Source organism: Alkalicoccus luteus, from assembly GCF_012034335.1.
Taxonomy (GTDB): Bacteria; Bacillota; Bacilli; order Bacillales; family Salisediminibacteriaceae; genus Alkalicoccus; species Alkalicoccus luteus_A.
In genome coordinates this window covers 194,604-214,514 of the sequence record NZ_JAATHJ010000002.1, presented here as the reverse complement: position 1 = coordinate 214,514, position 19,911 = coordinate 194,604, and the positions used below count along the sequence as shown (strand labels likewise).

27 protein-coding genes are annotated in these 19,911 nt (G+C 46.2%); 20 read left to right on the top strand and 7 right to left on the bottom strand.

Annotated elements, in window-relative coordinates; all coding sequences use genetic code 11:
• The first annotated feature begins 134 nt into the window (after window positions 1-134).
• Window positions 135-395, top strand: coding sequence for a hypothetical protein (locus tag HCN83_RS02655; RefSeq protein WP_168004768.1), 261 nt, complete (start codon window positions 135-137; stop codon window positions 393-395).
• A gap of 127 nt (window positions 396-522) precedes the next feature.
• Here the strand turns inward: HCN83_RS02655 and HCN83_RS02650 are convergent, their stop codons facing one another.
• Window positions 523-705: a DUF5325 family protein gene (locus HCN83_RS02650; protein WP_168004767.1), complete on the bottom strand. Its 183-nt coding sequence runs from the start codon at window positions 703-705 to the stop codon at window positions 523-525.
• A 180-nt stretch (window positions 706-885) separates the two neighbouring features.
• Here HCN83_RS02650 and HCN83_RS02645 point away from each other — a divergent pair, with 180 nt between their 5' ends.
• Window positions 886-1,239, top strand: coding sequence for a YlaH-like family protein (locus HCN83_RS02645; protein ID WP_168004766.1), 354 nt, complete (start codon window positions 886-888; stop codon window positions 1,237-1,239).
• 106 nt (window positions 1,240-1,345) lie between these two features.
• On the opposite strand, the gene HCN83_RS02640 is transcribed toward HCN83_RS02645, so the two are convergent.
• The gene (locus HCN83_RS02640) at window positions 1,346-1,549 is read right to left on the bottom strand and encodes a YlaI family protein (protein WP_168004765.1); all 204 of its coding nucleotides are present in this window, start codon (window positions 1,547-1,549) and stop codon (window positions 1,346-1,348) included.
• A gap of 164 nt (window positions 1,550-1,713) precedes the next feature.
• On the opposite strand from HCN83_RS02640, the gene HCN83_RS02635 reads away from it, so the two are divergent.
• Window positions 1,714-2,169: a pyridoxamine 5'-phosphate oxidase family protein gene (locus tag HCN83_RS02635; protein ID WP_168004764.1), complete on the top strand. Its 456-nt coding sequence runs from the start codon at window positions 1,714-1,716 to the stop codon at window positions 2,167-2,169.
• Window positions 2,170-2,202: 33 nt separating this feature from the next.
• Window positions 2,203-3,522: a PhoH family protein gene (locus HCN83_RS02630; RefSeq protein WP_168004763.1), complete on the top strand. Its 1,320-nt coding sequence runs from the start codon at window positions 2,203-2,205 to the stop codon at window positions 3,520-3,522.
• Window positions 3,523-3,604: 82 nt separating this feature from the next.
• Here the strand turns inward: HCN83_RS02630 and HCN83_RS02625 are convergent, their stop codons facing one another.
• Window positions 3,605-4,099: a peptidyl-prolyl cis-trans isomerase gene (locus HCN83_RS02625; RefSeq protein WP_168004762.1), complete on the bottom strand. Its 495-nt coding sequence runs from the start codon at window positions 4,097-4,099 to the stop codon at window positions 3,605-3,607.
• A gap of 161 nt (window positions 4,100-4,260) precedes the next feature.
• Here HCN83_RS02625 and HCN83_RS02620 point away from each other — a divergent pair, with 161 nt between their 5' ends.
• On the top strand, window positions 4,261-4,557 hold the full coding sequence (locus HCN83_RS02620) for a DUF1507 family protein (RefSeq protein ID WP_168004761.1): 297 nt from the start codon (window positions 4,261-4,263) through the stop codon (window positions 4,555-4,557).
• A 152-nt stretch (window positions 4,558-4,709) separates the two neighbouring features.
• Window positions 4,710-5,159 carry a Dps family protein gene (locus HCN83_RS02615; protein WP_168004760.1) on the top strand — a complete coding sequence of 150 codons (450 nt, stop codon included), beginning with the start codon at window positions 4,710-4,712 and terminating at the stop codon, window positions 5,157-5,159.
• 49 nt (window positions 5,160-5,208) lie between these two features.
• Here HCN83_RS02615 and HCN83_RS02610 read toward each other — a convergent pair whose 3' ends face one another.
• Window positions 5,209-6,108 carry a COX15/CtaA family protein gene (locus tag HCN83_RS02610; RefSeq protein WP_205774459.1) on the bottom strand — a complete coding sequence of 300 codons (900 nt, stop codon included), beginning with the start codon at window positions 6,106-6,108 and terminating at the stop codon, window positions 5,209-5,211.
• A gap of 392 nt (window positions 6,109-6,500) precedes the next feature.
• Between HCN83_RS02610 and cyoE the strand changes: the two genes are divergently transcribed.
• The 6 genes from cyoE to HCN83_RS02580 all read left to right on the top strand — a co-directional run bounded on the left by cyoE (window position 6,501) and on the right by HCN83_RS02580 (window position 11,925).
• Complete coding sequence (cyoE, locus tag HCN83_RS02605) at window positions 6,501-7,430, top strand: heme o synthase (RefSeq protein WP_168004758.1); 930 nt, start codon at window positions 6,501-6,503, stop codon at window positions 7,428-7,430.
• 31 nt (window positions 7,431-7,461) lie between these two features.
• Window positions 7,462-8,523: a cytochrome c oxidase subunit II gene (coxB, locus tag HCN83_RS02600; protein ID WP_168004757.1), complete on the top strand. Its 1,062-nt coding sequence runs from the start codon at window positions 7,462-7,464 to the stop codon at window positions 8,521-8,523.
• Between the two features lie 28 nt (window positions 8,524-8,551).
• Window positions 8,552-10,387 carry a cytochrome c oxidase subunit I gene (ctaD, locus tag HCN83_RS02595; protein ID WP_168004756.1) on the top strand — a complete coding sequence of 612 codons (1,836 nt, stop codon included), beginning with the start codon at window positions 8,552-8,554 and terminating at the stop codon, window positions 10,385-10,387.
• A complete protein-coding gene (locus HCN83_RS02590; RefSeq protein WP_168004755.1) occupies window positions 10,387-11,010 on the top strand; it encodes a cytochrome (ubi)quinol oxidase subunit III in 624 nt (207 codons plus the stop codon). The genes ctaD and HCN83_RS02590 overlap by 1 nt, the downstream gene beginning before the upstream one ends.
• Window positions 11,011-11,014: 4 nt before the next feature.
• Complete coding sequence (locus HCN83_RS02585) at window positions 11,015-11,359, top strand: cytochrome C oxidase subunit IV family protein (protein WP_168004754.1); 345 nt, start codon at window positions 11,015-11,017, stop codon at window positions 11,357-11,359.
• Between the two features lie 101 nt (window positions 11,360-11,460).
• Complete coding sequence (locus HCN83_RS02580; protein ID WP_168004753.1) at window positions 11,461-11,925, top strand: DUF420 domain-containing protein; 465 nt, start codon at window positions 11,461-11,463, stop codon at window positions 11,923-11,925.
• Window positions 11,926-12,030: 105 nt separating this feature from the next.
• Here the strand turns inward: HCN83_RS02580 and ytvI are convergent, their stop codons facing one another.
• Entirely contained in the window at window positions 12,031-13,086 is a 1,056-nt protein-coding gene (gene ytvI, locus HCN83_RS02575; protein WP_168004752.1) for a sporulation integral membrane protein YtvI, read from the bottom strand.
• 98 nt (window positions 13,087-13,184) lie between these two features.
• Entirely contained in the window at window positions 13,185-13,541 is a 357-nt protein-coding gene (locus HCN83_RS02570; protein WP_168004751.1) for a YugN family protein, read from the bottom strand.
• Window positions 13,542-13,706: 165 nt separating this feature from the next.
• On the opposite strand from HCN83_RS02570, the gene HCN83_RS02565 reads away from it, so the two are divergent.
• The 5 genes from HCN83_RS02565 to HCN83_RS02545 all read left to right on the top strand — a co-directional run bounded on the left by HCN83_RS02565 (window position 13,707) and on the right by HCN83_RS02545 (window position 16,843).
• Window positions 13,707-14,150, top strand: coding sequence for a YlbF family regulator (locus HCN83_RS02565; RefSeq protein WP_168004750.1), 444 nt, complete (start codon window positions 13,707-13,709; stop codon window positions 14,148-14,150).
• Window positions 14,151-14,165: 15 nt separating this feature from the next.
• Window positions 14,166-14,438: a YlbG family protein gene (locus HCN83_RS02560; protein ID WP_168004749.1), complete on the top strand. Its 273-nt coding sequence runs from the start codon at window positions 14,166-14,168 to the stop codon at window positions 14,436-14,438.
• Between the two features lie 143 nt (window positions 14,439-14,581).
• The gene (gene rsmD, locus HCN83_RS02555) at window positions 14,582-15,130 is read left to right on the top strand and encodes a 16S rRNA (guanine(966)-N(2))-methyltransferase RsmD (protein WP_168004748.1); all 549 of its coding nucleotides are present in this window, start codon (window positions 14,582-14,584) and stop codon (window positions 15,128-15,130) included.
• A gap of 87 nt (window positions 15,131-15,217) precedes the next feature.
• Window positions 15,218-15,700 carry a pantetheine-phosphate adenylyltransferase gene (gene coaD, locus HCN83_RS02550; protein WP_168004747.1) on the top strand — a complete coding sequence of 161 codons (483 nt, stop codon included), beginning with the start codon at window positions 15,218-15,220 and terminating at the stop codon, window positions 15,698-15,700.
• Between the two features lie 93 nt (window positions 15,701-15,793).
• Window positions 15,794-16,843, top strand: coding sequence for a SepM family pheromone-processing serine protease (locus tag HCN83_RS02545; protein ID WP_168004746.1), 1,050 nt, complete (start codon window positions 15,794-15,796; stop codon window positions 16,841-16,843).
• Between the two features lie 108 nt (window positions 16,844-16,951).
• Here HCN83_RS02545 and HCN83_RS02540 read toward each other — a convergent pair whose 3' ends face one another.
• Entirely contained in the window at window positions 16,952-18,127 is a 1,176-nt protein-coding gene (locus HCN83_RS02540) for a nucleotidyltransferase (protein ID WP_168004745.1), read from the bottom strand.
• A 201-nt stretch (window positions 18,128-18,328) separates the two neighbouring features.
• Between HCN83_RS02540 and HCN83_RS02535 the strand changes: the two genes are divergently transcribed.
• From HCN83_RS02535 to HCN83_RS02525, 3 genes are all read left to right on the top strand, one after another.
• A complete protein-coding gene (locus HCN83_RS02535; protein ID WP_168004744.1) occupies window positions 18,329-18,850 on the top strand; it encodes a YceD family protein in 522 nt (173 codons plus the stop codon).
• A 21-nt stretch (window positions 18,851-18,871) separates the two neighbouring features.
• Window positions 18,872-19,045, top strand: a complete 174-nt coding sequence (gene rpmF, locus HCN83_RS02530; protein ID WP_168004743.1) for a 50S ribosomal protein L32 — start codon at window positions 18,872-18,874, stop codon at window positions 19,043-19,045.
• A gap of 118 nt (window positions 19,046-19,163) precedes the next feature.
• Complete coding sequence (locus tag HCN83_RS02525) at window positions 19,164-19,895, top strand: enoyl-CoA hydratase/isomerase family protein (RefSeq protein ID WP_168004742.1); 732 nt, start codon at window positions 19,164-19,166, stop codon at window positions 19,893-19,895.
• Window positions 19,896-19,911: the final 16 nt, after the last annotated feature.

Genomic DNA, 19,911 nt, shown 5'->3' with positions numbered 1-19,911 from the left:
TTCCTCTCTGTTTACCGGCGGAAGCTTGCCGTGGGCTGGCCTTCAGCTATTTCTCAGGGTGACCCCTGAGAAAGGATCTTCAGACTGCGCGGCTTCCACTGGCGTCTCCGCCGGACACATCGGGGAACGGATCTGTGCTTAGTGGAGAACAACGTCACAACAGGCAGACGCGACTGTTTTTTTCCGTTTATTATGCATTCGATGAAGGACTGGCAGCCCTATTTAACATCGAAACGTCTCATCGGGAAGGTTCTATCCGTATGGAAGTCGATCGTGCCTTCATAACCAGGCACATGAAACTCACTGCCAGCTGCCGGCATCGAAGGATCTCGACTCCGGGAGGATCAGAACGAGGCGAAGATCCAGCGATTCCGACAGCAGGAGGAATCGGTTAGCTGAGGCTGTTCCCTCCGGAAAGCGAGTGTCCGCAGATACAGGCAGATGCAACGTTATTCACTTAAAATGACTTTATCCACACTCTGAAAAACAGAGGCCCCTGAAAGGGGCCTCTGTTTATTGGATTCAGGCTGATGTACTCTGAAGTCTTTTTTTTCTTCTGAAACCGACAGCAAGAGATCCACCGAAAAGTCCGCCAAATAGAAGCAGCAGCGGAATGCTAAGCTGAGCCAGCGCAATGCCCAGCCCCATTATTCCAATTGTCCCCGTGCAGGCTAAAATAAAAAAAATAATATCAAACGAACGCATGTAAACGCCTCCTCTACTGATTTAGTTTACGATAGATCGGACTGAAATAAAAGCGTGCTGACAAAATGTGATTTCTTCCTGGTCGTGTGAACAATATGTGAATAAGTTATGTCCCGCCTGGCAAATGTGCTATAGTATGGTAGGCAGTGATTTATATCTTGATTTAGGAGTGTTATCATTATGCTTTTTGCCTCGCCTGAAGCGGCTCCCGCACCTTCCATGACACCGCTGGCAGAATTTTTGGGAGCATCTGATCCTGAAAACTTTTTAACCGCCTTTTTAGTGCTTTATCTTTTAACTAATGCGTTGAGTATTATCGTGTTTAATTTAGGCTTCGCCCGGAAGCTTCCCCTCTTAAAAAATGTCGTTATTTATTCATTAATGCTTTTTGGAAATATCTTTATTACGTTTTTGGCATTTACGCTGCCAATAATCGAATCTCTGTTTATTGCCGGCCTTGTCTTAGGTATTTACAAACTTCAGCTCAGGCGCCATAAAAAAGAAGAAGCAGATCCGGAAGAAGATCGTAGCTGATACGGTCTTTTTTTAGCACCGGGTTCTTTATTGAAAAGCGGCAAGCGAAAAGACGTACCGGTGTTAAAAGGCACCGGTACGTTTTTTTGCAAGTGGTTCCAGCTGATTAAATATAATCGTCCGTTTCCTCCACTGCTTTATGAGAACGGAATTTACCTGTCTGATGGCGCTCCGCTGTCCGTTCTGAAATACGATCATGACAGTCCCTGCACATGTACGTGTGAATAGGACGATTCCGAAGTTTCTTAGCGAGCGGAAGCGTGGAGGAAATCGTTTCAATTTTGTCACAAAGTACACATTTGACCCGCATGAAGTTCACCACCCGATTCATTTTACTTGTTCAGTATATCATGTGCGTTGACGGAAAAATATGTGTTTGCATGATTTACAGGAAGGAAAATAGAACAGATCCAGCGAATAATATATAGTATACGCGCTGCATGCGCGGGCGAAGTGATGAAAGGAGTGCTGACAATGGGAAACAGAATTGAGCAGGAGCTTACCGAGGACCTGCTCCGGGAACTTCAGGAAGAACATTACGTTATGTTAGCGACAATTGATCAAGATACAAAAGGGCCGAGTGTGAATGCTATATCATGGATTTACGCTGCAGACCGTAACACGATTCGCTTTGCAGTTGACCGGAAATCCAGAATCATTTCTAATATTCATGAAAACCCTGCTGCTGTAATGACAGTCATTGCGGATGGTTCTACGTATGCACTTTCCGGAAAGTCAAAAATTGTTCAGGAGAAAATAGATAATGTTCCAGTAAAACTCTCGATGATGGAGCTTCATATCCAGGAAGTAAAAGATGTGATGTTTTATGGGGCGAGGCTCACACATGAGCCGCAGTTTGAGAAAACGTACGATGAAGATGCAGCAGCGAAACTGGACAGACAGGTAATGGATGCACTTCAGTCTGTATAATCCGGTTGCGTATTTTGCAGTGGAGGGATTCATATGATCAAGACATATATCCTTGATACGAACGTGTTATTGCACGACCCTCTATCCATTCATTCCTTTGCGGAGAACAAAGTAGTAATTCCGGCAGTTGTATTAGAGGAAATCGATACGAAGAAGAGGCTGACGGACGAGATAGGCAGAAACGCAAGAGAGGTTGGCAGACTGCTGGATAAATTGAGGGAAACCGGAAAACTTCACGCGGGCGTTCCGCTTGAAAATGGCGGGAGACTAATGGTTGAACTGAACCATAAAGCAGCCGACCAGCTCGAAAAGCACGGACTTGAAAAGACTAACGATAACCGGATTCTTGCAATTGCTTTGAATTTAAAGGAAGAAAGTGACCATCCGGAGTCGGTCGTTCTTGTTACGAAGGATGCCCTGCTGAGGGTGAAGGCAGATGCACTCTATATAAAAGCAGAAGACTTTTTAACCGACAGAGTTGCACAGTTTGATCACATTTATAAAGGCTACAGTGAACTATATTTAGACAGTGAATTGATGGATGAGTTATATGAGAAAAAATCGCTCTCTATCAAAGACGCCGGAACAGGGGAAACGTACCCGCATCATTTTTACCTGTTTAAAGATCCTGCTCAGCCAAGCAGATCGGCTCTTGGCATGGTTGATGAACGATCACAGCGTGTGAACTTGTTTCTAGGTGATTCTGACGGAATATGGGGAATCCGACCCCGGAATGTCCAGCAGCGGATGGCTATGGAGCTGCTTACCAGAAAGGACATACCTCTTGTCACTCTCGTCGGTAAAGCCGGAACAGGGAAAACGCTGCTTTCTCTTGCGTGCGGCATGTTTTTAACAGAAGATGTACAGGCGTATAAAAAGCTGCTTGTTACAAGACCAGTTGTTCCGGTGGGGAAAGATATCGGATACCTTCCCGGCGAGAAAGACGAAAAGCTCCGGCCGTGGATGCAGCCAATTTACGACAATCTTGAATTTCTTTTTAACACGAAAAAAGATACGGAGCTGGAGGACATTTTAGCCGGTATGTCATCTGTGCAAGTCGAAGCTTTGACGTATATTCGGGGCAGGAGTATTCCCGATCAGTACATCATCATAGATGAAGCGCAGAATCTGACAAAGCATGAAGTGAAAACCATCATTACCCGAGTGGGGGAAGGCAGTAAAATTGTCCTCATGGGTGACCCGAAACAAATCGATCATCCTTACCTGGATGAATATACGAATGGACTTTCCTATGTAATTGAAAGAATGAAGCACGTAACGATATCGGGTCATATGAAGTTTGAAAAAGGGGAACGATCCAGTCTTGCACAGCTGGCGGCTGATCTGCTGTAAATGATAAAAAAGACGCCGACAGAAAATTGTCGGCGTCTTTTTTAAACGTTGTTAATGCAAATACAGACTAATTAAGAGTCGGTTACAGGACTTCAATTCTTTCAATTCCGGTAATTGGATTGTCGCGATTGGAGCCGTCGCTGTAGAAGAAGTGTACAGGACCGTCCTCAGTTAAAGGACTGCCTTTATGTGAAAATTGCAAGATACCTTCACCTGCTTCTTCAAGCGTGAGCGTGACATCTGCGTCTGACGCGCGGATGAATTTTACGGTGTCGGCGGTCTCATCCGGAGAACTGTTTAGTAAAAAAGGCCGAAGTCGAATGCCAAACGATTTTTCTTGCATATCTTTTCTGCTGACAGTGATTTTATTTGTCTGTTGCTGTGGGACCGCGCCTTCTGTGCGCTGTCTGTCAAATGCTTTTCCAAGCGCTGCAAATGACTCGTTGCTTTCTGACTCAGCAGATTGATCGAACGCCTTTTCCATATCGATGCGGCGTTCATCGAAAATCCAGGTTCCCGGGTCTAGCATCACGGGGTGCTTTACGTTCCCTACTATTTTTACGAGCATTTCTGCCATAGTTCTTCACCTGCCTTCTAGTTCATAGTATAGCTTCCATCCGGATATGTGTCATCAATTGATTCGCGAGTTGCATTTTTATCAAATAACCGATAAGATAAACGTAAATCATGAATCGGAGTAATACGGTCCGTGATCGTTTATATAGAGGAGGGATTCGCGTGTCAACTGAAATCCTGCCTGGTCAGAGTGAAAAGGCTTTTGCACTTCTGAAAGAGGATGCAGATAAAATAGTAAAATTGATTGAGGTTCAAATGAAGAATTTAACGATGCCTCAATGTCCTCTTTATGAGGAAGTTCTTGATACCCAAATGTTCGGACTCTCCCGCGAGATCGACTTTGCGATTCGACTTCAGCTTGTGTCCGAAGAAGAAGGACGGCGTCTGCTTTCCCAGTTAGAGCAGCAGCTCTCTTCTCTGCATGAGGCGACGATGAAAGCGCGGGGCGGCAGCGTATAAAGCAAAGATGAACACTTTCTGCAGCGTTATTGCTGACTGAAAGTGTTTTTTTTGTAAGTAAAACATGTATTTAGTCAGGCGCATGTTTAGTCCTGTTTTCTTACGGGAACAGATATCTATGTAAGTCATTACGAATAGGAGTGAGTGGGAACATGGCACACAAGCAAACTACCGAAATTCTAAACAGGCATGTAGCAAATTGGAACGTTATGTTCGTAAAGCTTCATAATTATCACTGGTATGTATCAGGTCCGCACTTTTTCACGCTTCACGAAAAATTTGAGGAGCTTTATAATGAAGCTCAGGAGCATATAGATGAGCTTGCCGAAAGGCTGCTCGCTCTAAAAGGTCGTCCTGTTGCTTCAATGAAAGTTTACCTGGAGACGTCGACGATCAAAGAAGCAGAAGGAGAACAGTCAGCAGATGACATGGTAGAGGCCCTCGTCCATGATTTCACTCAGCTCTCAAATGAGCTGAAAGAAGATATTGAAACGCTTGAAGACGACGCAGATGACGAAGCCACAGCTGATATGCTGATTGAAATCAGGCAGTCGGTAGAAAAGCATAACTGGATGCTTCGTGCATTTCTCGGAAAAAAATAATGAATTATAAAAGGCGCCGGACCCAGTTGAGTTCGGCGCCTTTTATGTGTTAACGAATCCTGCTTCTGGAGGCTATGACGGCCATGTAACTTAAAGATCCGAATAACAGACTTACAATAACAGCGTGAGCCATTGTCGCGTAGAGAGTAAATCCTGTAAAGATAACGACAGCTCCGCTGGCTACCTGGGCGGTAATAAAAATCATTGTCAGCAGGCCGCTGTAAAATAGCGGCTTGTTGTTAAGATGCGACTTTAAAAGCTTGATAAACATCATGAGGATCGTAATAAACAGCAATCCTGCAGCCATTCTGTGACCAAAATGAATGCCGGTGCTTCCTGTAAGCGAAGGTAAGAGGCTGCCGTTACAGAGCGGCCATCCTGCGCAGGCGCCGCCGGATCCCGTATGCTTTACATAAGCGCCTGTGTACACGACAGCATAAGTGAAAATGAGATTTCCGATCAACGTCCATCTCAAGCTTTTCGTGATGAGTGGCTTTGTTAACGAGGCTGGTTTTCCGTCTTCAAACGCCAGAATGGTCAACAGCAGTACGCTCGCAAACGAAATAAGGGAGAAGCCAAAATGAAGCGCCATGACAGCATCAGATTGTCCCCATACGACAGCAGCAGCTCCCAGCAGCCCCTGAAAAATAATGAATGTTACAGCTAGACATGCAAAAAGCTTCGTTTCTCTTAAGTGCCCGATTGCGCGCCAGCTCCAAATGCTGAGCGCAATGACCATGATGCCGAGAATCCCGGAGACAAGCCGGTGAGTGTATTCAATTAACGTTTCAACAGCGGGGTTTTCCGGGATGAGCTGCCCGTAACATAGCGGCCATTCTGCCCCGCAGGCGTCACCTGAGCCGGTCTGAGTGACAAGCGCTCCTTGAATGATAACAAGAAGCATACCAAGAGTTGTAATGATTCCAAAAAACTTTAACATGCGATGCATGGTGTTCACCGTCTTTCCACTACAAAAATAAACAGCCGCTTCGCTATATTAGTATAATGAATAGAGCGCGGCATCGTAACACATTCCAATCTATCTTATCAAACTGATGACCTGAAGAGGTAGCTTTCTTTCATAATAAATCAAATTATCAAAGATGAAATCAATTTCACATAATTGTCACAAAGCATGTGATAGATATAGTAACAACTAAAAAATGTGATGAAAAAGGATAGGTGTTCCTTTATAATGTGATATGAACGGTGCAAACTGTCATCTTTTTTGTTATGCGTACGTTCTCAGCCGGTCAGGCAGGGAGCGGACAGCATCTTGCATTCTTTTTTAAATTTCTAGCGGATGCAGAAAAGGTGGCCAATACAGGGGGTGAACTAAAGATGAGTAAACTCAACGCAATTTCTTCAGCGGAGTCTGTCGCCGGATTAAAGGAATCATCTGAGTCAGCTGTAACGTGGCGGGACTATGTATCCATTTCTAAGACTGGTATTGTGATGTCCAATCTGATTACCGTATTTGCAGGTCTTTACCTGGCTGCCTATTATACAGGTTCAACGCTTGCTGAAAGCTTTTGGCCTGCGTTCATGGCGATTACAGGGTCTGCGCTTATCATTGCCGGAGGGTGCGCGCTTAATAACTACATCGACCGGGATATTGATCACTTAATGGAGCGGACGAAAGACAGACCGACTGTCAGCGGAAGACTGACTGGTAAACAGACGCTTACATATGGTCTAGCATTATCAATCGCCGGTACCGCGGCTCTTGCAGCGGCTTCATTAACAGCTGCTCTGATCGGGGCTGCCGGTCTTATCATTTACGTTGTTCTTTATACAATGTGGACAAAACGGACGACAACGCTGAACACAATTGTTGGAAGCTTCGCCGGAGCTGTTCCGCCGTTGATCGGGTGGGCAGCGATCGACCCTGGTCTCCATCCTTATGCCTGGACGCTGTTTCTGATTATGTTTATCTGGCAGCCGCCGCACTTTTTGGCTTTGGCAATGCGCCGGCAGGATGAATATAAAGCTGCGGGCATTCCAATGCTGCCGGTAGTGGCAGGCAACGCGTTAACCAAACGTCAAATCATCTGGTATGTAGCCGCTCTGATTCCGGTATCGCTGTTAATAGCTGATTTCGGAGTCATTTATACTGCTGCAGCTGTACTGTTGGGCGGAGGATGGCTTATTTACGGCCTTATGGGGCTGCGAACTAAGGATGACATGAAGTGGGCGACCGGTATGTTCATCTACTCCCTGAATTATCTCACGATCATGTTTGTGCTGATGGTTCTTGTACACATGTTCTAAAACTGGAAAAGAAAGCGGGGGTTATGACGCGATGAAGCACATGCTAAAACTGCTTCCATTTTCACTTATTCTGCTGCTGGCAGGATGCGGCATGGAAAATCTCTCCGCACTGGATCCGCGAGGACCGGTTGCCGAGATGCAGCTGTCTCTCATTCAGCTGTCACTTTACATCATGATATTTGTTATCGTGATCGTGTTTTCCATCTACGCATTTGTACTTATCCGCTTCCGTGAACGTCCGGGCGATACACATATCCCTAAGCAGGTTCACGGGAACAGGACGCTTGAATTTATCTGGACGACGATTCCAATCTTACTGCTGCTTCTTCTGGCCATTCCGAACGTTATGGATACGTTTACACTTGCTGATACCGGTATTCCGGATGAAGGCGTAGACGAAGAGCTGCTGGATGAAGACGATGAGGTACAAGATTATGTTGTGATCGAGGCACATGCGCATCAATTCTGGTGGGAGTTCGTTTATCCTGATTTAGGCGTGAATGCCGGGCAGGATATGTATATTCCGACAGATACGCGTGTCATTGTTGAACTTGAGGCCAGTGACGTCATCCACTCGTTCTGGGTGCCTGCACTAGCTGGTAAGCAGGACAACGTGCCAGGGATCACAAACGATCTTTGGTTTGAAGCACCTGAAGAAGGCATCTACATGGGTAAATGTACAGAAATCTGCGGTCCGTCTCACTGGCTGATGGATTTCAAGGTCGTAGCTGTAGATCCGGATACGTTTGACTCATGGGCTGAAACAATGGCTGAACCTCCGGAAGATCAGCTTGAACCGGAAGGTGAAGTAGCGGTAGAAGGCCGCGATATCTTTGTGGAAAACTGTATTGCCTGCCACGCGATCGGCGATGAAGGCGGTAATACAGGGCCAAACTTCACGAATTACAGCGAACGAACGGTTGTAGCCGGATTCCTCGAATACTCGGATGACAACCTGCACGACTGGATCCGCGATCCGGATTCGCTTAAACCAGGTAATGAAATGCCTGGGTTCGGAGAAGAAGCCATCTCAGATGATGAAATGGATGCGCTGATTGAGTATATCAACACCCTTTCAGTGCTCGATGAATAACGCTTGAATAAAAGGGAGGTTTATATTCGTGGCGAACAGCTCACCTGCCAAAAAGAGCGTTCTCTGGGACTGGCTTACTACAGTCGACCATAAGAAAATCGGTATTATGTACTTCCTTGCCGGACTTTTCTTCTTCGCTGTAGCAGGGCTGGAAGCGATTTTAATGCGCATCCAGCTCATGTTCCCGGAAATGAGCTTTTTGGGCGAACAGACATATAATGAATTATTGACGATGCACGGAACGACGATGCTCTTCCTTGCAGCAATGCCATTATTCTTTGGTTTTATGAACTTTGTTGTACCGCTTCAAATCGGAGCGAGAGACGTAGCGTTTCCGTTTATTAACTCTCTCGGCTTCTGGCTGTTCCTTTTCGGGGGGATTATCCTGAACGTCAGCTGGTTTACCGGCGGTGCACCTGACGCGGCTTGGACATCCTACGTTCCGCTGTCATCGGATTCACCTGGCCATGGTGTCGACTATTATGTCATGGGTCTGCAGGTAAGTGGTGCAGGTACACTCATGTCGGGGATTAACTTCCTCGTTACAATTGTGAACATGCGTGCACCGGGTATGAGTATGATGAGAATGCCGCTATTCACATGGAGCACGTTTGTTACTTCCATGCTGATTCTGTTTGCATTCCCGGCTTTGACAGTAGGACTTCTTCTGCTTATGCTGGACCGGATATTCGGAGGAGCATTCTTCGATGTCGCAATGGGCGGAAACGTCGTTATCTGGCAGCATTTATTCTGGATATTCGGCCACCCGGAAGTTTACATTCTTATTTTGCCGGCATTCGGTATTTTCTCAGAAGTTATTTCAACGTTTGCAAAAAAGCGTTTGTTCGGTTATTCAGCAATGGTTTTTGCGACGCTTATTATCGGGTTCCTCGGATTCATGGTATGGGCGCACCACATGTTTACGGTGGGCATGGGGCCTGTTGCGAACGCGATTTTCGCTGTAGCAACGATGGCGATCGCGGTCCCTACTGGTATTAAGATCTTTAACTGGCTTCTGACGCTCTGGGGCGGAAGAATTCGATTCACCGTCGCAAACTTATTTGCACTTGCCTTTATCCCATCCTTTGTCATGGGCGGGGTAACCGGCGTCATGCTTGCTACGAGTGCAGCGAACTATCAGTTCCATGACACGTATTTCGTTGTGGCACACTTCCACTACGTTATTATCGGTGGTTCTGTATTCGGTATTTTCGCAGGAACTTTTTACTGGTGGCCGAAGATGTTTGGCTACCGCCTCAGCGAAGCCTGGGGTAAATGGTTCTTCTGGTTATTCCTGATTGGCTTCCATATGACATTTTTCGTTCAGCACTTCCTCGGTCTCATGGGAATGCCGCGACGGGTCGCGTCCTACCTGGATGGCCAGAACCTGAATGATCTGAACTTTATCTCTACAATGGGCGCGTTCTTTATGGGAACAGCATTCATCCTGCTCGTTATTAACGTGCTTATTTCCAGAAAGAATACGGAAAACACGGATGACCCTTGGGACGGTCGAACCCTGGAATGGGCAACGACTTCTCCTGTACAGGAGTACAACTTTGCTCAGACGCCTCTCGTCAGAGATCTCGATGCATTGTTTTACGAAAAAATGAATGGGGACGGTCGTATGAAAGCGGCAGAGCCGCTCGGTGACATCCACATGCCAAATGGATCCATTCTGCCGATCTTTATCGCACTTGGGCTTTCTATTGCAAGCTTTGGTGTTATCTATTACTCATGGCCGGTTATCATTGGCGGACTTGTCGTTACATTCTTTACAATGATGCTCCGCTCAGTAATTGAGGACCATGGATATAATATCCCTGTTTCAGAAATAACCGGTGAAAAGGGGGAGGACAAATAATGGCTGATAATCAAGTTGTGGAGCCACAGGTTCTTCCACCGAATCCCGAAAAAGCGACGCTGGAAGGCCGAAACAAGTTTTTAGGTTTCTGGTTTTTCCTTGGGGGAGAGACAGTTCTCTTCGGCTCCCTTTTCGGAACCTATCTCGGTCTCCGTACTAGTACCGAGGGAGGCCCTGGTCCGAGCGAGCTGTTCCACCTCGATCTCGTGTTTATCATGACGATGATCCTGTTAACAAGCTCTCTTACCAGTGTGTTCGCTATTATTAATATGAAGCGTGGTAACTTTAACAAGCTTTTGATCTGGATGTGGGCCACCGTTGCACTTGGTGTCGCATTCCTCTCGTTTGAGATTTACGAGTTCTATGATTATTATTTTAATTACGGACTCGGCTTTACTGTAAGTGCCTTCGCATCATCATTCTACACGCTGGTTGGTACGCACGGGGCGCACGTGGCGTTCGGTGTCGGCTGGATCACGACGCTTCTGATCCGTTACCGTAAAGCGGGTATTACGCTTGCGAACGCGCCTAAATTTTACACAGCGGTTCTCTACTGGCACTTTATTGATGTCGTATGGGTATTCATCTTCACCGTTGTTTATCTTCTTGGAGCAGGAGGTTGATTGAATGGCACATGTAGATCCAAGTGCTCCTCTGGAGGGTAGACCCTCCAAGGAGACTGAACGGAAGCTGAAACGCGAATCACGTACGCAAATTGTTTCATTCGTGTTTATGATTTTCATTACGTCTACGGCATTTTTAACGATTGCCAGTGACGCAATTCCTACAGGATTCGCAATTCCATTTATCCTTCTGCTGGCAGCAGTTCAAGTCGTTATGCAACTGTATTACTTCATGCATATGAACGGCAAAGGTACCGGCTGGGTAAATGCAATGATCTGGTCCGGACTATTTGTTGCTGCTATGACAGTGGCTGCTCTAATGCTGCTTATCGGTATTGTGAAATACTAGGTTTCACATTCAGAAGAGCGTGCCGCTATATGCGGTACGCTTTTTCTTAAGCGTCTGCTCAGCAGCAGCTAGACATGTTTATCATTGGAAGGAGCAGGCTGATGGCAACCTTTTTACCATTTGTAAGCACAATCTTTATTGCGTTAAGTGCTATGTTTGTAGCGGTCGGCTGGATATTAGCCGCTCAGCGCCGCATTGCTGCACATCAGACGGTCATGTTTTGGGCAGCGGTGCTCGCCGTTATTTTCTTCATCACTTACTTGTCAAAAACATTTTTCATTGGGTCAACCTCATTTGGAGGACCGGACAGCGTCGCGCTTTACTACACGGTGTTTTTGTTGTTTCATATTACGATGGCGACAATTGCAGCAGTTCTTGGCATTATTCAGCTCATTTCCGGCTACAAGGACAATCGTCGTCTGCATCGTAAATTAGGACCGGTCACATCATTAATCTGGTTCGTATCGGCATCTACCGGTATCGCTGTGTATCTGCTGCTGTATGTTATTTATCCTCCAGGGGAGACAACGAGGTTGTTCGATGCGATTCTCGGAATTGTAATTTAGTAAAAAAGAAGCCGCCTGCCTGACCGTATTGTACCGGTCAGGCAGGCGGCTTCTTTAATCGTGCGGTAGTGCATCTGTACAAAAGTAGAAATTCTCTGTTTTACATCATACCTTTACATTCATTTTAATAAGGCCGGCTTCTCTTGCGCTTGTAAAAAGAATTACTGTAAGCGGGCCTAAAATAAATCCGATGGCACCGAAAAGCATAAGACCGATATATAAAGAAATAAGGGTAGCAAGCGGGGAAAGACCAATGTGGTGCCCCATTACTTTAGGCTCTACCGTCCGGCGGATCGTAAGCAGAATAACAGCAAGCACGATCAGCTGGATGCCCATGGCGGTATCGCCGGCAAAAAAGTGATACAGTGCCCATGGCGCAAGCACCACGATCGACCCGATAATGGGAATAAAGTCAATCAGCCAGATAATGATCGACATAATAAGCGCTACTTCCGGTGCGATCAGAAGAAGACCAATGAAAGTAACGACAAAAATGATAATACTGACTAAAAACTGAGCTTTAAAAAAGCCGAGAATAACGTATGAGAGCCTCGACGTCATAAACTGAACTTTTTCAGCCGTCTCTTCTTTAAAATAAGCATACGTTTTTTGTCTTAGCCGCGGCAGATCGAGTAAAAAGAGGTATAGCGCAATTAAATAAACGAGCAGGGAAACGATGTAGGACGGAATGCTGATAATCACATTCGTCACCCATCCAATTACGTTCATTTCCTGAAGGTTCGTGCGCAGTCCTGAGAGCAGCGTAGTTACTTCCGCATCAATCGTATCGACAATGTCTTCGCTTAAGTGGTCGAACTGACCCCGCAAATTTTCCAGCAGGTTCATCCACGCCAGGTTGATTTCATTGATCATCATCGGCAGGTTCTCAATGAACGCATTGAGCTGCGTTAACGCTCTGGTCAGCAGAAAGTATGCCAGCAGCGCAATCGTCGCCGTAAACAGAATGAACACAATAAAGACTGCAAAGTTACGTGTTAAGCGCGTTTTCTGGTGAAGCGTCCGGACGGCGGGTGATAAAAACAAGGCGGTAATAAACGCCAGGATCAGCGGAACGGATACCGGCAGAATAAAATAAAGGATCGCAGCCGCAGCAGCCACACCTAGTCCGATAAACAGATACTTTTTCAGTTGTGGGGACAATGCTGGTCTCCTTTCCGCTCAACGTGTAGTATGTACCGATAAAAAAACTTCCGATCCCGTGGGCATAGCCGTCAGAGATCGAAAGTTTCCAGGGCTGCTCAGCCTACTGCAGAAGCGCTGAGTTTTTCACGGACCTGTTCAATCTTTTTTTTGCACTTCTCCACGATGCGCTCAGGAAATACTTCATCATACTCAACGCCGTGCGGATAGTAGTGCTTTCCAAGGTAAGGCTGAAGCAGACGGACTTTAGATGACTCTTTTGGGAATTCGCCTTCGTGCACGACTCCCGGAAAACGGAAGTAGTAAATATCATCCTTTACTTCATCCAGAATCTTATAATCATACGTGCACCGCTCGTAGTCCCATTGAGCATCAAAACCGGCTTCTTCCATAATTTCACGGAAGTCGGCAAACGGTACAATTTTGTCTTCCAAACCTGACTGTTCAAATTTCATAATTTCCCTCCTACAGACGATATAACTGTTCCATTACTAATCATATTATGAAATGTTTCCCGTTGCAATGAAGAGAAAAAGATTTAAATGGAAGTTCACAGAATAACCATACTTTCTGTGCACAGACTTCCCGTGCTATACTGACATTACGGAGGTGGCGCGGCCATGATGATTATAACAGATATTTCGCTGGTGGAGGAAGCGCAGGACCTCAGTGAAATGATTACACAGTCCGAGCTTTTTGAAAATTACACCAGGGCAAAGCTTGCCGTTCAGCATAACCGGGAGCTTCAGAGAAAAATTAAGTCTTTTCAGGAGCTCAAAGATAAATATGAAGATGTTCAGCGTTTTGGAAAATACCACCCTGATTTCAGAACGATTACAAAAGAAGTCCGGGAATATAAACGAGAGCTGGACACACATCCCGATATTGCAGCATTTAAATCAGCTGAAACAGCATTACATGAGATGCTCAGTGAAATAAGCCTGCTGCTTGCAGGACAAGTGTCCGATAATATTAAAGTGCCGACCGGTAATCCGTTTTTCGATGCTCAGCAGTCTTCCTGCAGCGGAGGATGCGGATCGGGCGGAAGCTGCGGATGCGGTTAAAGGAGGACATAAGCTATGAAAGACCGGATTGGACTGGCTGTATATATTCAGTCTCTTAAGCAAGTTAAGCAGTTAAAGCGGTTTGGCCATGTTCATTACGCATCCAGGCGAATGAAATATGTGATCGTTTACTGTGATCTGGAGCAGGTGGAGGACACTGTTGCGAAAATTAATAAAATGCCGTTCGTTAAATGTGTTGATCGTTCGATGCGTCCCTGGATTAAAACAGAGTATCAAGGAATAACTAAAGAGCCTGTGAAAAAAGAAGATTATCATATGGGCTTGTAATCAGTCGTATAAAGATGATAGGGCTGAATATTTCATTCGATACGTGCTTCAGGATACGACGTTGTCCTGAAGCATTTCGTCTGTTTTCGGGACATTGAATCACCGCCTGTCAGGCTCTAGCACGTTAATTAAGGAGGCAACCAATGCGAATTATAAGCGGTGAATTTAAAGGAAGGCAGCTAAAAGCAGTTCCGGGGATGAATACAAGGCCCACTTCGGACAAGGTGCGCGAAGCTTTTTTTCACGGGACAGGACCTTATTTTGAAGGTGGGTTATTTCTGGATTTATTCGGGGGGAGCGGAGCAGTAGGACTTGAAGCTCTGTCAAGAGGGTTTGAGCGTGCTGTTTTTGTGGAAAGAAACGGTAAAGCATTTGCCGTGTTAAAAGAAAATGTAAATAAAACAGGCGCAGGAGACAGGGCCGAACTGTATCGAAGCGAGGCCGGGAGAGCATTAAAAGCAGCAGTGGGCCGAGAGCTCGTGTTTGATATGATATATATGGATCCTCCTTACGACGATGATTCGTATGAAGAAAAAATCAGCTACATAGCGGACAACGGTCTGCTGCATTCAGATGGTTTACTCGCAGCTGAGCACCGCAACGATAAACAGCTGCCTGAAGAAATTAGCGGACTTAAACTTCTGCGGAGAATGGATTACGGCAGCACAGCATTGACTTTGTATCAGCATTAGTAGTGAAGTATACCTTAATTATCATACTGGCTTGGTTTTATTGAAGAGAAAACCAACTAAAAAAAGCTTTCTGTAAAGGGTGAGACGATGACAACTGCAATTATACCTGGAAGTTTTGATCCTGTGACAAATGGTCACGTGGACATCATAAGGCGCAGTTCTCAAATGTTCGACCAGGTAATTACAGCGGTAATGCATAACAGCAGCAAAAAACCGCTGTTTTCCCTCGATGAAAAACTCGAACTCCTCCGGCTCAGTACGGAAGGGATCGATAATCTGGAGATAAAGGCATTTGATGGCCTGCTGGCTGAGTTTGCTCGCAAAGAAGGAGCTACCGTACTTGTGAAAGGTCTGCGCTCTGTTACAGACTATGAGTATGAAATTCCGATGGCTGTGATGAACCGGGAAATAAACATAGAGCTGGAGACCGTGTTTCTCCCGACTTCTCCTCAATACCGGGCATTAAGTTCCTCTATTATTAAAGAGGTAGCCCGCTTTGATGCAGTACCGCAAGGTTTGGTGCCTGCGCCAGTTGAAAAGGCGCTAAAGCAGAAATTATCTGGACGCTGAGAGCAGTCTGCTGGGAATCTGCATGCTGATCCTGTATGTTAGAACTATATTAATGATGCTGCAGTTTAAGCTCAGCGATAGAGGTGTTAATCAATGGATGGTAGTGGTCAGCAACCCCGCAGAAATAAAGGGTGGATAAAGTGGGTAGTTCTGGTGGCAGTCCTGCTCGCTCTGAACTTTGTCCAGCTCCCATACTACTTTTCAATGCCCGGAGACGCACAGCCTTTGACGGAAGTGATTGAAGTAGAGGAGCGGAATGACTATGAAGGAAGCTTTTCGTTAACAACAATCAGAATGGGGCAGGCGAATCCTGTTAACTTCATCTGGTCCTATTTCAGTGACCGCCGGGAACTGATGCCGGCAGATGAAGTAAGGCCGCCTGGTGAAACAGATGAAATGTATCAGCACAGACAGCTGATGATGATGGCTAGCTCTCAGGAGCAGGCGATTCTCGTAGCGTATGAGGCAGCTGGATTTAATGCAGAATTCGAGGAATACGGTGTACTTGTGACCTCTGTTATTCCTGACATGGATATCGAAGACAAGCTGGAGCCGGGTGACCGGATCACAGCTATAAATGGAACGGAAGTGCTCTCTATTGAAGAAATGTTCGCCGAACTGGAATCAGCGGAAATCGGAGACCGTGTCGAAGTAACCTTCGAACGGGAGGACGAGGAGATGAAGGAAACAATTGAAGTACAAACATTTCCAGAAGAGATCGGTGCTGAAGAAGGAGCTGGCGGACTTGGCATTTCCAACCCTGTGACAGACCGTGAACTGATTCGGGATCCGGACGTGGAAATTGATACAAATACAATCGGCGGTCCGTCGGCAGGTTTGATGTTTGCTCTGGAGATTTATAATCAGCTGACGGAAGAAGACATTACGCGCGGCTTCGATATTGCCGGAACGGGCTCCATTGATGAGGATGGAAATGTCGGCAGAATCGGCGGTGTTAAACAAAAAGTGTATGCGTCAGATGAAGACGGCATTGATATTTTCTTTGTGCCCGTAGAAGAGGGGAGAGAGGATTCCAACTATCAGATCGCAGTTGATACAGCTGAAACAATCGGTTCTGATATGGAGATTGTGCCGGTCGGTACGTTCGGAGAAGCAATGGAATTTCTGGAATCGCTCGATTAATTGATCGTAGAAGCAGGGTCATCATGTGTTAACTGAAAAGTAAAGCCGTTCCAATTGACTGCGGAACGGCTTTTTCTTCGTTTTTAACATGATACATCACCAAAAAGATCAGATCATTACCGCATGCTGCTGATAGGAAATAAGCCGGCTTTTCACCGGGAAGGCGAGCTGATGGACATCGAAAGCGGAAGCACTGAGCGGGTCTGATTTACGCTGACTGCTCCCTTTTACTGTCGGTCGTATATCTTTGTCGCCTATTAGGCGCAGATGTTTTCTTCCCGCTGATGTGGCTGCAAGCAGATGAAGCGGAGGTTCTACTGATAAAGCCTGTTCCATGTCCGCTGCGGTGGTATTCGTTAAAATGTGTGTACTGAGTCTCTGCAGGCTCGTTTGCGTATAGCGTTTGGATTTTAACCGGTACATAAAACGGCTGAAATCAGGCTCTTCGGCAGCTGCTTTCAGCCGAAACTCAATCCCCTCTCTGCATTCGGCTATCTTCATCAGTTCTTCAGTTGATGACGTTAAAATCCGGTACTGCAAATAAGGGTAATAATTCTCCCAGCCCGGAATGATGCCCGTTGCTTGAAGCTGCTCGGAAATAGCCGAAGCGGATCGTTCGGGTACATATGCAAAAGCCTCTTTTGTCCTGTTCGAAGAGAGCATAATGCGAATGGACGTAGCACTTGCGATATGTGAATCGGTTGGCTCAGGATCATGATAATCCGCCGCAATCCGCTGAATGGTGTCCACGGAAATTTCTTCCCGAATTGCAGATTTTACATAATGCAGGCCGAGAATATTGTTCGGTTGTTTAACGTCCAGAGAATGGGGGACCGAAAGCTCGTTAACTGCTTCAGAATAAGCAGCGGGAAAGCTTATTCCTTTATTCAGTTTACTTCGTAAAATCTGCTTCAGCTGCAGGGAATGAGTCTTTTCTATATCAGCTTGTTCTAAAAATGGATCGATGCTGCCCTGTTCACTGCCAAAGCAGATGCCTGTAGCTCCTGCTTTTTTCAGAAGCCTTACAGCACCGTCTGCGAACCGGTCAGCAGACTGAACGGCATAAGCATATGGCAGTTCAAAAACCAAGTCACAGCCCGTCTTTGCTGCAACAGCCGCTCGATCGTAGCTTGAGAGCACAGCCGGTTCACCGCGCTGGAGAAATGACCCGCTCATGATTGCTATAGTAAGATCAGCTTCGGTTTTCTCCTTCGACGCCTGCAGGTGGAAGGCATGGCCATAGTGAAATGGATTGTATTCGACAACAACTCCAAGAATGTTCATATTCCAGCTCTCCTTTCGGCAATAGTATAGCATAGGATAGTTGCATGTAGACGTTCAGTATGTTTTCATAACTATAGGGCAAACAGCTGTTTCAGGCTGATGTTGTCTCTGGTGTGACGGTATTTTTAATGTAAAGAGATTACCTTGACATTTATTTTTTGCAGCGATATAATTACATTTGTTGTCTTGAGGTGAAAACTAATGAAATGGTCGATACAGCAGCTGCAGGCTTTCCGTAGAGACGGCCTGGAGCTCGATGAAACAGTCGACGTCTCACAGGTAAAAGAAGGCGACCGTGAAATTCGTGAGGTAACGCCGGTACACGTAAAAGGTACCGGTTCAATATCAAAAGATCTTGCGACGTTTACACTCACAATTGAAGGAAGCATGACGCTTCCATGTGCCCGGACGCTGAACGATGTGGACTTCCCCTTTGTAATTGAAGCGATTGAATCGTTTAAATTATCGGAGTGGGCCACCTTCGATGAAGAGGAAGAAGATGACGTTCATGAAGTAGAGGGCAACACGGTCGATCTTATGCCTTATGTGCGCGAGCGGATTCTGTTAGAGAAGCCGCTGCGTGTATTCAGCGACAAGCCGGAGGGTCCGGCACCGGAATCCGGAAGCGGCTGGGAGCTCCAGGCTGAGGAGCAGGAAGCTGCAAAGGAGAAAAAGGTGGACCCCAGATTGGCGAAGCTGAAGCAGTTATTTGATAAGGAATGATTTCAAGGAGGTGGGACTGAAATGGCAGTACCATTCAGAAGAACGAGTACAACCCGTAAAAACAAGCGTCGTACACACCTGAAGCTGCGTGTGCCAGGCATGAATGAGTGCCCGGACTGTGGAGAAATGAAACTTTCTCACCGCGTTTGCAAATCCTGTGGTTCCTATAAGGGCCGCGACGTAGTATCCAAGTAAGACTGGGCAGGGATTTTATTCCCTGCTCTTTTTTATCGTTTTTTTCAGAAGGAAACCATTCTCATTTGTCGAAATTCATGTAAATCATGGAATGTTCAAGAGAGGACGTGCGCATAAAATGAAACTAACAACCGGCTTCGCGAACGGTATCTTTCACGTGCAGTTAAATCGGCCTGAACAGAAAAATGCAGTAGATTTCGATGTGATTCGAGAACTATCCGAAGCACTTTATGAAGCAGAGTCCAATCAGAACATTCACACGTTCTTCCTGACAGGCCATCCTGGAGCTTTCTGCTCTGGTGGAGACGTGCAGGCCTTTCATTCGCTGCGAACAAAGGAAGAAGCCTTAACGATGCTTCGTCCAATGAATGATAATCTGATCCGTTTGCGAAAGCTGCCATGTGTGACAGCTTGTTTCATAGACGGACCAGCTGTCGGAGGCGGCGCAGAACTCGCTGCCGCCTGTGACCGGATTTACATATCTTCCAAAGGGAAGGCAGGCTTTATTCAAGGGAAGCTGGCACTCTCTACCGGTTGGGGAGGTGCAGCTTGTCTGAAAGAAAAAGTCGGCGCAAAGCACGCTTTTCATATGCTGGCGACTGCGTCCGTATATGGATCGGATCGTCTCCTGGAAACAGGATATGCAGATGCAAAAGCCGAAAATATTGAAGAGGTACTTGCAGATTTGCTGCCGGTCACAGTCCCCGGTGAGGCGCTCAAAAGTTACAGAGAGCCGCTGGATGCCTCCCTTTTTTACAAGGAGATGGCGTTTGAAGCAGACCGCTGTGCGGCCCTTTGGGAATCTGATGAGCACCATAAGCAAGTTGAGTTATTTCTTAACAGGAAGTAGTGTAAACAAAGACGTC